General features: G+C 62.0%; 14 protein-coding genes. 6 read left to right on the top strand and 8 right to left on the bottom strand.

Annotated elements, in window-relative coordinates:
• Nucleotides 1-11: 11 nt before the first annotated feature.
• The 6 genes from EHF33_RS04995 to EHF33_RS04970 all read right to left on the bottom strand — a co-directional run bounded on the left by EHF33_RS04995 (nt 12) and on the right by EHF33_RS04970 (nt 4,050).
• On the bottom strand, nt 12-1,238 hold the full coding sequence (locus EHF33_RS04995; RefSeq protein ID WP_124868432.1) for an ABC transporter permease: 1,227 nt from the start codon (nt 1,236-1,238) through the stop codon (nt 12-14).
• On the bottom strand, nt 1,231-1,986 hold the full coding sequence (locus tag EHF33_RS04990) for an ABC transporter ATP-binding protein (protein ID WP_124868430.1): 756 nt from the start codon (nt 1,984-1,986) through the stop codon (nt 1,231-1,233). Before EHF33_RS04990 ends, EHF33_RS04995 begins: the two co-directional genes overlap by 8 nt.
• Entirely contained in the window at nt 1,986-2,186 is a 201-nt protein-coding gene (locus EHF33_RS04985; RefSeq protein WP_124872850.1) for a helix-turn-helix transcriptional regulator, read from the bottom strand. The genes EHF33_RS04990 and EHF33_RS04985 overlap by 1 nt, the downstream gene beginning before the upstream one ends.
• Before the next feature lie 25 nt (nt 2,187-2,211).
• Nucleotides 2,212-2,649 (bottom strand): hypothetical protein, encoded by a 438-nt coding sequence (locus tag EHF33_RS04980; RefSeq protein ID WP_124868428.1) that lies wholly within the window; start codon nt 2,647-2,649, stop codon nt 2,212-2,214.
• On the bottom strand, nt 2,646-3,083 hold the full coding sequence (locus tag EHF33_RS04975; protein WP_124868426.1) for a hypothetical protein: 438 nt from the start codon (nt 3,081-3,083) through the stop codon (nt 2,646-2,648). Before EHF33_RS04975 ends, EHF33_RS04980 begins: the two co-directional genes overlap by 4 nt.
• Nucleotides 3,084-3,219: 136 nt before the next feature.
• Nucleotides 3,220-4,050 (bottom strand): PIG-L deacetylase family protein, encoded by an 831-nt coding sequence (locus EHF33_RS04970; RefSeq protein ID WP_124868424.1) that lies wholly within the window; start codon nt 4,048-4,050, stop codon nt 3,220-3,222.
• 168 nt (nt 4,051-4,218) lie between these two features.
• Here EHF33_RS04970 and bshA point away from each other — a divergent pair, with 168 nt between their 5' ends.
• Together bshA and EHF33_RS04960 are read left to right on the top strand one after the other, a co-directional pair.
• Nucleotides 4,219-5,343, top strand: coding sequence for an N-acetyl-alpha-D-glucosaminyl L-malate synthase BshA (bshA, locus tag EHF33_RS04965; protein ID WP_124872848.1), 1,125 nt, complete (start codon nt 4,219-4,221; stop codon nt 5,341-5,343).
• Nucleotides 5,344-5,549: 206 nt separating this feature from the next.
• Nucleotides 5,550-7,658 carry a PEGA domain-containing protein gene (locus tag EHF33_RS04960; RefSeq protein WP_124868422.1) on the top strand — a complete coding sequence of 703 codons (2,109 nt, stop codon included), beginning with the start codon at nt 5,550-5,552 and terminating at the stop codon, nt 7,656-7,658.
• A 75-nt stretch (nt 7,659-7,733) separates the two neighbouring features.
• Here the strand turns inward: EHF33_RS04960 and glyA are convergent, their stop codons facing one another.
• Entirely contained in the window at nt 7,734-8,966 is a 1,233-nt protein-coding gene (gene glyA / locus EHF33_RS04955; RefSeq protein ID WP_164473410.1) for a serine hydroxymethyltransferase, read from the bottom strand.
• 102 nt (nt 8,967-9,068) lie between these two features.
• Between glyA and EHF33_RS04950 the strand changes: the two genes are divergently transcribed.
• From EHF33_RS04950 to EHF33_RS04935, 4 genes are all read left to right on the top strand, one after another.
• Complete coding sequence (locus EHF33_RS04950) at nt 9,069-9,872, top strand: VC0807 family protein (protein WP_124868418.1); 804 nt, start codon at nt 9,069-9,071, stop codon at nt 9,870-9,872.
• 57 nt (nt 9,873-9,929) lie between these two features.
• Nucleotides 9,930-10,700, top strand: a complete 771-nt coding sequence (locus tag EHF33_RS04945; RefSeq protein ID WP_124868416.1) for a polysaccharide deacetylase family protein — start codon at nt 9,930-9,932, stop codon at nt 10,698-10,700.
• 64 nt (nt 10,701-10,764) lie between these two features.
• A protein-coding gene (gene prfB / locus EHF33_RS04940; RefSeq protein ID WP_206431605.1) for a peptide chain release factor 2 occupies nt 10,765-11,860 on the top strand; the annotation gives its coding sequence in 2 pieces (ribosomal slippage) (nt 10,765-10,809 and nt 10,811-11,860; 1,095 coding nt in all).
• Between the two features lie 15 nt (nt 11,861-11,875).
• Nucleotides 11,876-12,292, top strand: coding sequence for a hypothetical protein (locus tag EHF33_RS04935; RefSeq protein ID WP_124868412.1), 417 nt, complete (start codon nt 11,876-11,878; stop codon nt 12,290-12,292).
• 385 nt (nt 12,293-12,677) lie between these two features.
• Here the strand turns inward: EHF33_RS04935 and EHF33_RS04930 are convergent, their stop codons facing one another.
• Nucleotides 12,678-12,965 carry a hypothetical protein gene (locus tag EHF33_RS04930; RefSeq protein WP_124868410.1) on the bottom strand — a complete coding sequence of 96 codons (288 nt, stop codon included), beginning with the start codon at nt 12,963-12,965 and terminating at the stop codon, nt 12,678-12,680.
• Nucleotides 12,966-13,053 lie beyond the last annotated feature (88 nt).

The following is a 13,053-nucleotide window of genomic DNA, read 5'->3' as shown; positions in this document are numbered from 1 at the left end:
TTACCCCTAAACTACTTCTTAAAGGCCACGCCTTCGCGCCCAAACAAGCGAGTCGCCAGCAAGGTCAGCGCTCCCGCCGCCAGCACGTTGCCGCCCAAGCTGAGCAGCAGGTGGGGGCCACTGAGAGCGCCCTTGACCGTGTCTAGGATCACCAACATGCTGCCGATCAGCGGCGCGGCGTAGAGGCCCGCTCCGGTTTTGAGAAAGTCGGCGTACTGAAGCATCACGGCGGGCAAGATAATCAAGATGGTCAGCGGCGCGATGTAGGTCTGGGCTTCTTTGACCGAGCGGGCAAACAGCGACAGCGTCAGCAGCGCGGCGCTGAGCAGCAGGGCCACCGAGGCGGCGGCCAGCAGCACCGCGCCGAACCCGGCGGGGCCGAGCGCCAGCGAACCGCCAAAAGCCTGCTGAATGGCGCTTTGCGAAGCGCTTTGCCCGGCGGGTGTGAGCAGTAGCGCCAGTGGAGCGCTGAGGGATAAGCCGATCACGCTGAAGGCGGCGGCCAGCAGCCCGGTCAGGGTGGTGGCCACCAGCTTGCCCATCAGCACCGTGCTGCGCGGCGCGGGCGTGGCCAGCAGCGCTTCCAGGGTGCCGCGCTCGCGCTCTCCGGCGGTGGAGTCGGTGGCGGCGGCGGTGGCTCCGGCCAAGATGAACTGCAACATAAAAAACGGAATGATAAAGGCCAGTTGCCCGCTGCTGGCTTCGACCGCGTTGCTGGCGTTCACGGTGCTGAGCGTAATCGGCGTCAGCAGCGCCGGACTGAGCTTGAGTTCAGCCAGCTTTTTGCTCACCAGGTCTTTGTTGTAGGTCTGAACCACTGACCGGACTTTGCTGGCCGCGCCGCTCTCGGCTTTGAGGTTGCCAACTTTGTAAAAGAGTTGCAGGGTGCCGCTCTTTCCCGCCTCGCTCGGCAGAGGGGTGGTGGCCTTCAGGGCCGCGTCCACGTCTCCCTTTTGCACGGCGGCGGTGGGGTCGGTCACGCTGACAAGCCGCACGCCTTTTTCGGTTTTGCTGTCGAGGGTCAGTTGGTTTCTCAGGGCGTCCGGCAATTTGCCCACCACGCCCACCGTTTGCCGCGTCTGGGCCTGGCCGCCCAGCAAGGTGCCGAGCAGTAACGGCAGGCCCACCGTGAACAGCGGAATCAGCAGCAGCGGAATCAGGATGCTGCTGGTCAGGGTGCGCCTGTCTCTCAGGGTGGTGAGCAGTTCCTGCTTGGCAACCGTCCAGACGCTAGCCACGGAGCACCGCCTGACCGTGCTGGTTTTGTTTTTGTTCAGACAAGAGCTTGAAAAAAGCCCGTTCCAAATTGCTCTCGCCCGAATCTGCGACCAGCTCCGGCACCGTGCCGACTTTCAGCACTTCGCCGCCCGCGATGACGGCCACGCGGTCACACAGTTCCTCGACCTCGCTCATGACGTGGGTCGAGTAGACGATCAAGCGCTCACGGGTTTTGAGGGCCAGCACCAAGTCGAGTAGGATGCGGCGGGCCAGCACGTCCAGGCCGCTGGCGGCTTCGTCTAGGAGCAGCACGGGTGGGTCGTGAATCAGGGCGCGGGCCACCACGATCTTTTGTTTCATGCCCGTCGAAAAGCCGCCGGCCCGGATGTCGAGGAGGTCATGCAAGTCCAGTTGCTGGCTGAGCGTTTCGATGCGCCCATCGGTTGCGGCGCGGCTCATGCCGTACAGCGAGGCAAAATAACGCAGCGTCTCGCGCCCGGTCAGGCGGTCATGCAGGCCCATGCCGCCGTTGACGAGGCCGATACTGGCCCGCACCCGCTGAGCTTGACGCACGATATCGTACCCGTTTACGCTGGCGGTGCCGGATGTGGGGGAGAGCAGCGTGGCCAGCGTTCTGAGCAGGGTGGTCTTGCCTGCGCCGTTGGCTCCGAGTAGGCCGAAGACCTCGCCGCTGCCGGCTTCCAGCGTGATGTTTTTGAGGGCCTGAAAGTCGCCGTACGCTTTACCGAGATTTTGAATCTTGAGCATCAGTTGTTTCCCTCGTCGCTGAAAATGTCTTCGATTTTGATGCTGAACAGCCGCGCCAATTTGAAGGCGAGCGGCAAACTCGGATCGTATTTGCCGGTTTCTAGGGCGTTGACCGTTTGCCTGGACACGTCTAGCTTATCGGCCAAGTCGGCCTGAGTCAGGTTGTGCTCGGCCCTGAGCACTTTGATGCGGTTTTTCATGTGGGGCCAGACCAGTGTGAGCGAGTCATTCATCTGCCCCCCGCGCGGCCAGGTTGCCGCGAATGACAGCTGTACCATAGGCCAGCACCGCGAACACCAGCACCGTCCAGAGTGGAATGATCACGCCAATGCTGGAGCTGGCGGCAAAGACCGCTGAGGTGGCAAGCACTGTCGCCACGAAAGCGGCGGCGCAGGCCCGCTCCTGAAGCCGCTGCCCAAACTCGTCCATCTGGCGGTAGGCGCGGCGCAACAAGATGAAGATACCGAAGGGCAACACAGTCGGGAGAGCCGTCAGAAATCCGGTCAGGGCATCTGTACCATCCCCAGTTGTGCGGCTGCGGATAAGCCAAGCGAGCGCGGCAATGCCCAAGATGGTCAGGACGTAGACCGAAAGTTTGCGGAGTGTGCGTTGCACGCGGCGTTCGCGGCTGGGAAGTGGCGTGACCTGCTGTGTCTTGGTCACGCCCGCTCCCCCTTCGCCAGCACTGCGCCGCGCACCACTGCCGCCGTATACGTCAGCATGCCGAACACGTACACCGCCCACAGCGGAACAACCACGTTGGCGTAGCTTGCCACCGCGAACGCCACCATCGTGGCGACCATGCTCAGGAGGAAGGCGAAAGCGCAGGCCCGCTCCTGCTGACGCTGACCGAACTCGTCCAGCTGGCGGTAGATGCGCCAGAGCATGTAACCCATGCCCACCGGCAGTGCGGCGAGCAGGCCCAGCGACATCCCTTTGAAAAAGTCGTGGGCATGGCCCTCGGTGCGGGACTGGAGCAGCGCCACGACGATGGCAATTACCGTGATAGCTACGGCGGCACCCACCATCCCCCACATGCTTTGCCAGACGCGGCGCTCGCGCTTGGTGATTTTGGGCTTGTCTTGTCTTGTCATCATGTCTTGTCTCCTTGTCTTGATGTCTAGTTTCCTTGACTAAAGGTAAGCCTGCGCGAGCTTAATGTCAAGTGAGGTTGACATCGCACAACAAAAAAAGCCCCAGCACAGGGCCGGGGCGAAGGCGAAAGGGCCCGTTTCAGTCGTCCAAAGCCTCGAACCCTACCAGCCCGTCAAACAAGCCCCGCATCGGGAAGGCGGGAAGGCCGGTGCGGGTGCCGCCGATCGAAAAGCCCTCGGTGCTGAGCATCCGCTTTTCCATTTCGTCGCGTTCTTCCTGCGACATCTGCCCCATGCGGCTGTTGGGGCCAGTCTGCGAGCCGTGCGCGATGAGCGCGGCCTTCTTGCGCCCAGCCTGTGCCGATACGTCCATTTTCACGGCGATGGTGTTGTCGGCCACGCCGTAAATGTTGGGATCTAAATCCTGACCCATTCGCGCCAGCCCCTGCGCGGCTTCTACGCTCAGCGCACTGAAATACAGCCGCATCAGGCCGCCGCCGCCGAGGTTGCCGCTGCTAAAAAAGGCGGCGGCGGCGGCGCGGTGAATAATTAGGTGGTCAATGTGACCGTAACCGCCGTGCGGGTCGAAGGTAATCAGGATGTCGGGCTTGACTGAAGCAATCAAATCGCGGATTTTGAGTTCGGCGGTAAATGGATTGACGTTCATCAGCGCCAGCGGGTCGTCGTAGCGGGTGCGCTCATAGCGGCCCGAGTCGTGGTAATCCAGAAACACCGGATCGGGAATGCCCAGCTCGGCGGTGGCCCGCTTGAGTTCGTCTTCGCGGTGCTGGCCGAGGTCGGTGATGGTCATGTTGGGGTCGCTGATCTTACCGGCCTCGCCGCGTGTGGCGCAGGCCAGCACCACATTGACGCCCCTTTGGGCGTAGTGGGCCAGGGTGCCGCCTACGCTGAAGGCTTCGTCATCGGGATGGGCAAATACGGCCAAAATGGTGGGCTGCTGCGTCGTCATAGCACTGATTCTAGCTGGCCTGAGGGCGCTCGTTTGCGGTCAAAGCTGCTGCCTGCCCCTCTTTGCCCTGACATTCGCCGCGTATAATCCGCATTCATGTCCGCTCCCTTGCCAAAATTGCCCTTCGCCACTTCGCTCAATCAGCGCTTCAATCTCGAAGAACCTGAAATGAAAATCGCCGTGCTGTGTCATTCCGGTGCGGGCGGCTCCGGCGTGGTCGCCACTGAGCTGGGCCTGGAAGTGGCGCGGGCGGGTAACGAAGTGCACTTTGTCGGCAACGCCGTGCCGTTCCGGTTGCAGGGCAGCAGCGGCGCGAACGGGCCGTACTTTCATCAGGCCAGCGCGTTTGCTTACGCCCTGTTTGACCAGCCCTTTCCCGAACTCGCCGCCGCCAACGCCCTGACCGAAGTGATTCAGGAACACGGCGTACAGCTCACCCACGCCCACTACGCCATCCCGCACGCCAGCTCGGCGCTGCACGCCCGCAGCATCACCGGCAAAACCAAAGTCATTACCACCCTGCACGGCACCGACGTGACTTTGGTGGGCGCAGAACCGGCTTTTCGCCACACCACCCGCCACGCCATTCAGCAATCCGACGCGGTCACGGCGGTCTCGCAGTTTCTGGCCGACCTGACGCTGGAAACGCTGAACGTAGAGGTGCCGATTGAAGTGATCTACAACTTCGTCGACACTCAGCGCTTCGTTCGGGTCACCGACCCCGCCATTCGCGCCCGCTTTGCCCACCCCGACGAAGCCCTGCTGCTGCACGTCTCGAACTTCCGTCCGGTCAAGCGTGTCGAGGACGTGGTGGAAGTGTTTGCGCGGGTCGCTTCCGAGATTCCGGCGCGGCTGCTGATGGTCGGAGACGGCCCTGAGCGCAGCCGCGCCTTCGAGCTGGCCCAGCAGCTCGGGGTGATTGGCCGCGTTCACTTTCTCGGCTCGTTTCCCGACGTGCAAACCGTGATGGGCATAGCCGACCTCTTTTTGCTGCCCTCCAACAAAGAGAGTTTTGGTTTGGCAGCGCTGGAGGCCATGAGCTGCGAAGTGCCGGTGGTGGCCGCCCGCGCCGGAGGCATTCCCGAAGTGGTGGAAGACGGGGTGACGGGCCGCTTGGCCGAGGTGGGCGACGTGGACGGCATGGCGCACGCCGCGCTGGACATCCTCAAAAACCGCGAGACGTATTTGCGGATGGGGCAGGCGGGCCGCCGCGCCGCCGTGGAAAAATTCCATCCGAGTTTGATCGTGCCGCAGTATTTGGCGGCGTACCGGCGGGTGTTGGGGAAAGGCTAAAGCGCTGTCAGCAGGAGGTAAGACCATTTCTCTCTGAGGGCTGAAAAGCCGAGAAACATGACGTCCAGAACCCCCCGCTCCTGCGTGGCCGTGCTGCTCGGGAACAGGGAATAAAGCGCTGAGCAAGTCTTGGCGCTTTTTCCAGATGCTGCGACTCCCAGCTCCTTCCCGTGAATCTTTTATGGGAATTCAGTATACTTTTACACATGAAGACCGTCGGGCCATTCGTGGCCGCTCGCCCGCTCGATAGCCGTGCCAGTGGCAGCCCAGCGCGGCCTGTGGTGACGCTCCACGCGCTTGACCGCCTCACGGGGATGCCCGCACTGGTCTACTTGCTGCCGCAGTTTTTGGAGCCGCTCCAATTGCCCAACAGCCCTTCGCTGCTGCCTTACTTGGAAGCCGGACAGCAGGGCCAGCAAGCTTACCTTGCCTGTGAGTTGCCGCCGCACGCCGGGCTGGCCAGCGACCCGCTGCAAACCGCGCTCGGCGGCCTCAGGGCGCTCAATGCCTTGCACGAAGCGGGCCTGATTCACGGCGGCGTGGAGCCGTATCAGCTCTGGGAGTGGGACGGCGTGGTGCGGCTGGCCGGCGCGGGCTTGCCCTGGGGCGAGGCGGCGGGCGCACTGGCCGCGCCGGAAGGCGGCAGCAGCCCCGCCGCCGACCTCTACGCGCTGGGCGTGACCTTGCTGCGTATGGGGCCGCTGCCGGTGGGCCTGAGCGACTTGCTCAGCCCGTATCCGGCTCAGCGCCCCAGCGCCCGCGACGCGCTGGCCCGTATGAATGCTGGGCCGCCGCTGCCCAGCGAACCGGGCCCGCTGATGGTGCAAGCGCCCCTGCACCCGCGCACAGAGCCGGTTAGAGCTGAGCCGGTTATTCTGCCGCTGATCGCTGATCCGGATGAGCCAGTGGGCGCTCAAAACGCCGCCGTCCACAACCACAGCGTCCCCATTTTGAGTTGGGATGAAGTGGACATCCCTGAATCATCCCTGAGTACGCTGGGCGCGGCTGAACTGGCACCGCTAGCACAAGAGCAGCCGCCTTCTCAAACGACGCCGGAAGCTGGGCAATCCGAACTGCTCGACTTTCTGGCCGCTTTTCCCAATGGCGAAGAAGCGGCGCATTTACCAGTGGCCGGGGCAAGTCCGGTTCAAGGCGCTGATCTTCCGGCTGCCGATTCGGTGATGGCGGAATCGCTGCCAGTGGCCGGTGAAGCGCCATCTAGAGTGCCAGACGAAGCCAGCCCAGATGAAGCGCCGATTGAAAGCGTCTCCGGCACCGGAACAAGTGCAGAGCCAGCTTCCTCCGCCGTTTCGCCTGAACCGCCGCACAGCTTAGACGATTCGGCAGCGGTGCTCGAAAGTGCTGAAACGATTTTCTTGGCGTGGCCAAGCCAGCCGGAAGATGCGTCGCTCCCCGCTGAACCGCTCAGCCACGAGCCTGCGTCCGACGAACCCATGCCCACCACGCCGCAGACACCTGAGCCAGCTTCGGAACCCCACGACTCGGCAGCGGGCCAGACCATCATCCTGGCTGCTGAGCCGCCGCCTTTGAACGTGCCGAATTCAAGCGCCGCGCCGTCACCTGCCGCCGAGCTTGCAGCTTCCACCTCGACTCAGTCCGCCGCCGAGCAACCTACTGACGCCCAACCTGACCTCGGTCAACCCGACTCTATTGAGCCCAGTCGCGTGCCCACTCCTGAATCCACTCAGCCAGATGAAAGCCGCTCTGGCGACTTGCCCGCGCCCACCGCTGTTTCGCCCCGTCAACTCAGGCCCGTCAAGATTGGCTGGAGTCAGGACGGTTCGTGGCAAGTCAAGAAAGGCGCTCGGGAGGGTGGAAATCAGCTCGCGGGCGCAGGCGGCGTGGTCGGCAGTACCGTTGCGCCTGCATCCGATGCGGGTGACAGCCTGACGCCGTTCGTGCGCCAAACCTCGGCTGCGCCTGCCGCATCAGGCAGATTCAATCCGCTGTGGCTGCTGCTGTTGGTGATGGCTCTTGTGCTGGTGGTGGTGCTGGCCCGCACCGCTTTCCGGTCGAGCAGCGCTGCCCTGAGCGCTTCGGCATGCTGCACCGTTTCGGCCCGCGTGGTGGGCAGCAGCGGCCAGAGCCTCAGCGCTCCGGTGCGGGTCAGCGTCAGCAGCGCTCCGGTGGGAAGCCGCCTGAGCGCCGGAACCCTCGTCGGTCAGGCTCCCGGCCCACTGGCGCTGGACGTTCCGGGGGCTTACGCGCTCAAGGTCGAAGGTGACGGGTACGCCGCCCAAACCGTGAATGTCACGGTGCCGGCCACGCAGCCGCTGACCATTACTCTGCAGTAAAACTGGCACAAGCAAACAAACGGGGCCGCACCTTCGGATTAGTGCGGGCCCGTTCTGTGTCAGCAATCTAGCTGCTTACGGCAGGTCGAACCCGCCCATCCAGTCATGCACTTCAGCCTTGACATTTTCGCCTCTCAGCGCCCGGTCAATCAAGTTGGCGATTTTGGGCATGTCGCTTTCGAGCATGCCGCGCGTGGTCACGGCGGGCGTGCCGATGCGGATGCCGCCGCCGTGCAAAATCTTTTCGGTGTCAAACGGCAAAGTGGACTTGGAAATGGTGATGTGAACGGCGTCCAGCGCTTTGGTGGCTTTGGTGCCGTTGAGGCCCTGCGGGCGCAAATCTAAGACGAACAAGTGGTTGTCGGTGCCGCCCGACACCACCCGGTAGCCGAGAGCTTGAAACTCGGAAGCCAGCGCCTGAGCATTTTTAATGACCTGAGCGCTGTAGGTTTTGAATTCCGGCGTCAGCGCTTCGCCAAACGCGATGGCCTTGCCCGCGATCACGTGTTCCAGCGGCCCGCCCTGATGGCCCGGAAAGATGGCCCGGTCGAGCTTGGCGGCAATTTCCAGATCGCTGCTGAGCAGCAGGCCTGAGCGCGGCCCGCGCAGGGTTTTGTGGGTGGTGGTGGCGACCACGTGGGCGTGGGGCAGGGGGCTGGGATGCACGCCCGCCGCCACCAGTCCGGCGATGTGGGCAATGTCGGCAAACAAAATCGCGCCCACTTCGTCGGCAATGGCTCTGAACGCCGCGAAGTCAATGATCCGGCTGTAAGCGCTGGCACCCGCGATGATCATTTTGGGTTTGTGTTCGTGGGCGAGGCGGCGCACCTGCTCCATGTCGATCCGCTCGCTGTCCTTGTCCACCTGATAGCCGACGATCTGATAGCGCATGCCCGAAAAGTTGACGGGGGAACCGTGCGTCAGGTGTCCGCCGTGCGCCAGATCCATGCCCAGCACCGTGTCGCCCTGACTCAGCAGTGCGCCGTAGACCGCGATGTTGGCGCTGCTGCCTGAATGCGGCTGGACATTGGCCCACTCGGCCCCAAACAGCGCTTTGGCCCGCTCGATGGCCAGCGTTTCGACTTTGTCCACCACTTCGCAGCCGCCGTACCAGCGCTTGCCCGGATAGCCCTCGGCGTATTTGTTGGTGAGAATGCTGCCCACCGCTTCGCGCACGGCGGCGCTGGTAAAGTTTTCGGAGGCGATCAGTTCCAGGCCGTAGCGCTGGCGCTGGGCTTCTTCCTGAATCAGATCGAAAACGGCGGTGTCGCGCTGTCCGGCGGCGGGTCTGGCGAGGGTATCAGTCATGCTCTGAAGCGTAACACAGCCCGCCCAGCGGCGGTAAGGGACATCGGCGCTGGGCATTGGCGTGCCGGTTGAAATGGAGGCAGCCTCCTTTACACTGAGGCCGTGTTGAAGTCGGTCAAACGATCAGTCGGCGGCAGGCGCGTAGCGTGGAGCCGCCTGTTTCGCCTCGCACTGGACGTGCTGTTCACTTTCGCGTTGCCGTACGCCCTGCTCAATCCTTCTCCCTTCGGTCTGCCGGACTTGTCGCGTCCGCTGGGCAATTACGGCGTCTACGTGCTAGCCGGCGTGCTGCCGACTTTGTACATCGTCTTAGACACCATGCACCGCCGAGTGCTCAATCCCTTCGGCTTGTTTTTGCTGGCCGGAGCGCTCAGCGGCGCGGCGGTCAGTTTTCTCAAGTTAGACGGAGTGGCGTTTGCCCTCAAAGACGCCATGCATTCGGCGCTGCTGATGCTGGCCTGCGGGGTGTCGCTGCTGCTCAGGCGGCCCCTCTTCGAGTTTTTGTTTTACGGCCTCGTCTCGCCGGAAACGTCTGAGCGTAAGCGGCAACTGGGCGCAGCACTCTCGCAGCCGCAGGTGCGCTTGGCACTGGGCTGGGCGACGGCGCTGGTGGCCCTCAAAGCGGTGATGCTGGGCACCGTCAGCTATCTGGTGGCCCTCTGGTTGGTTACGCTGCCGTTTGGGGTGGCGGGCTTTAACGCTCAGGTGGCCCGCGCCCACGCCCTCACTTTTCCGGCGGCGATTGGGCTAGATATCCTGTTTTACGGCGCGGCGGGCTGGCTGACCTTGCGGGCCACCCGCCGCTTGACCGGGGGCCGTGCTTGGCCCTGGCAGGAGGGTTTCTGGCACGACCTAGAGCGCTCGACTCAACTGGAGCGGCAAAGCGCTGAGCTGTCTGAACGCTGAGCTGTCCGGCATGCTGGATTCCACCGCGCCCTGATCTGCTTTATTTACCATCTGGTCATGACCCGCGCCGCGCTCCTCGCTTTGCTGCTGCTTTCTTCGGCCCAAGCTGCTGCTCTTATTCATCTGCGTCCCTCGCTCAACGCGGCGGGTATCATCACGCATGGGCCGCGCACCCTCAAAACCGGTCAACCCAAACAGGTGGCGCTGACCTTTGACGCCGACATGACCCCCGGCATGGAAAGCGAACTTAGAAGCGGCAAAGTGAGGAGCTTTGACAATGAAACGGTGGTGCAGGCGCTGGAAGCCGCCAACGTTCCCGCCACCTTTTTTCTGACCGGCATGTGGGCGCAGGTGTATCCGGCCTCAGCGCTGGCGCTGGCTAAGCATCCCAGTTTTGAAATTGAAGACCACAGCTACGATCATCCGGGTTTCTCGCAGCCGTGCTACGGGCTGGCCAGCATTGCCGACGCCCAAAAGAGCGCCGACATCGGGCGTTCTCAGCGGGCCATCCAAACCGCCACTGGCACCACGCCTCAGTATTTCCGCTTTCCGGGAGGCTGCGCCAGCGAAAGTGATGTGCAGAAGGTGGAGGCGGCGGGCCTGACCGTGGTTCACTGGGACGTGATCGGCGGCGACGCCAACCAGAAGAGTCCTGCGGTGATCGTCAGCGACGTGCTCAGCCGCGTCAAGAGCGGCAGCATCGTGGTGCTTCACGTCAGCGGCGGCCACGCGCCCGAAACTGGCGTGGCGCTTCCGGCCATCATCAAGGGTCTGAGAGCTGAGGGGTATCAGTTGGTGACGCTCAAGACGCTGCTGGGCCGACCTTAGCGGCTATACTTTGCTTCTGCTTGCTGATCTGCCCATCAGGGCGGCGGCAAAAGGGAGAGATGCCATGCAAGAGTTACTTGAAAAATTGGCTGCGCTCCGGGAGTATCTTTGACGTTCCCGGCAAAACGCGCCGCCTCAGCGAACTTGACCGCGACCTGAGCAACCCCGACCTCTGGAACAACCCTGAACGGGCCAGAAATGTCAACCAAGAAGCGGGCGGCCTGCGCAAAATCGTAGACGCCTACACCCGCCTTCAATCCGACGCCACCGGCCTCAGCGAAATGCTGGAGATGGCCGACGCTGAAGAAATCGAGATGCTGGCCGAGGAGCAAACCCGCCTCCAGCGCGAAGTGGACGAGCTGTACCGCGAGACGCTGTTTATCATGAAGCACTCCGACGCCGCCGCCATCGTGCGGGTCAAGAGCGGCGCGGGCGGCACCGAGTCGCAAGACTGGGCCGGCATGCTCGAGCGGATGTTTATGCGCTGGGCCGAGCGGCGCGGCTACAAAGTCGAACTCTTGGATCAGCAAGACGGCGACCAAGCTGGAATTACCTCCGCCGAGTTCATCATCCGGGGCGAAAAGGCCTTCGGGATGATGGCCCCCGAAAACGGCGTTCACCGGCTGGTGCGCGTTTCACCGTTCGATTCCAACAACCGCCGCCACACCTCGTTTGCCAGTGTGGACGTGGTGCCGGAAGTGCCGGTTGAAGAAATCAACATCCACATTCCCGACTCGGACTTGCGCCGCGACGTGTTCCGTTCGCAGGGCGCGGGCGGGCAGGGCGTCAACACCACCGACTCCGCCGTCAGATTGACCCACCTTCCGACGGGTATCGCGGTGGCTTCGCAGGTCACGCGCTCGCAGATCAAAAACCACGAAATTGCCCTGCAAATCCTCAAGCAGCGCCTCTACGACGTTGAAATGCGCAAGCGCGAAGACGAAGAAGCCCAAGCACGCGGCGAGCAGAAGAAGATCGAATGGGGTTCGCAGATTCGCAGCTACGTTCTCGACAAGCAGTACGTCAAAGACCACCGTACCTCCGTGATGCGTCACGACTCCGGCGCGATTCTCGACGGCGACCTGGACGAGTTCATGTGGGCAGGCCTCGAATGGCTGGCTGGCAAGCGGGCGGCTGAGGAATTAGAGGTAGAAGAGTAAAGTTAGGGCGGGTAAATGACTGACTTTGACGCCTTGCAACGCGCCATCGGGGCGTCTTTAGGCTCACGGCAAGCTGAGGCGCGGGCCTGCGAGGCGTGTTTGACGGCGCTTTATCAGGCGCTGCGCCATGCCAATGGGCCGGGCTTGCCGCTCAACAATGTGATGATGGAACCCGCCTCCGATCTTTTTCGGAGCATCAAACCTGCGCCGCTGGGCAGTTGGCACGCGGCGTGGTTTCGGCTGGGCCTGTGTGAACTGCGTGTGCAGGTGCGGCGCGAAGGCAGCGACTTTGTGGGCGAGTACGGGCCTTCCGGCCACTTCCGAATGCATCTGCTGAGCGAAATGGAGATGCTGGGGCTGGGGCGAGAAGTGCTGAGCCAGCTTATCCGCTTGTACGACGCTGACGCGCAGGTCAGCCGCTTGAAGAATTAGCGGCGGCACAATGAACAGCGGCGCGGGCTGCGGGTGGTAGCACTTTATTTCGGTTTATTAACACTCAAGGTCACGAAGTTTGCGTATTCAGTTCATTGAGCAAGCTTTTGCTGTTCACCTGGTACGTTCTCTGTCCTACTCGAGAAAGTGACGGATACAACGCCCCAACCGCCAGCTACGAGCAGAGTACCGATCACGACAAGGCACATCATAGTTTTTTCTCGAGATGCCAGAGTGAAGACGAACGAGAAAGCTCAACTCGCGGAGCGCTTTTGGTTTTCTGTGTAGTGCCCATACTACTTTTTGTCGTCTCCACGTAGTCGCTGTTTTTGATCAGGTGAGTGAAGACACTGGATCTTGTAGATCATATGCTTAATTCATCACTCTATTTCGGTTGATTTACAGTGATGTTAATGAAATTGGTAAACTTTTTGATAGATGCGATCCCCTCTAAATCTTGGTTCCCCTTGACGGGCGTAATGCCAACGCCAAAAGTGATTTCCGGTACACCATTAAACTGATAGAGGTCAGCCCAAGTCTCATAATCTTTGCGCCAGCCGGGAGAGAAAGCTAGTGGCTCTAGAAGTGCTTGAAAGCCTTTAACGAGTTGCTCAGTCGGCGCATCTGATGTACAGCAGGAGCCATTAGGAGAATTTTCTGTAAAAGTCAGCACACTCGATAGGGTATAGTTTGAGGTCGCGCCGAGCTTCAATGGTTTTGGTTAAAGTCTGAAACGCTTCAGATGGCTGCACTATTCGTCC

This window comes from Deinococcus psychrotolerans (assembly GCF_003860465.1).
Taxonomy (GTDB): Bacteria; Deinococcota; Deinococci; order Deinococcales; family Deinococcaceae; genus Deinococcus; species Deinococcus psychrotolerans.
This window is presented reverse-complemented; position numbering and strand designations above follow the sequence as displayed.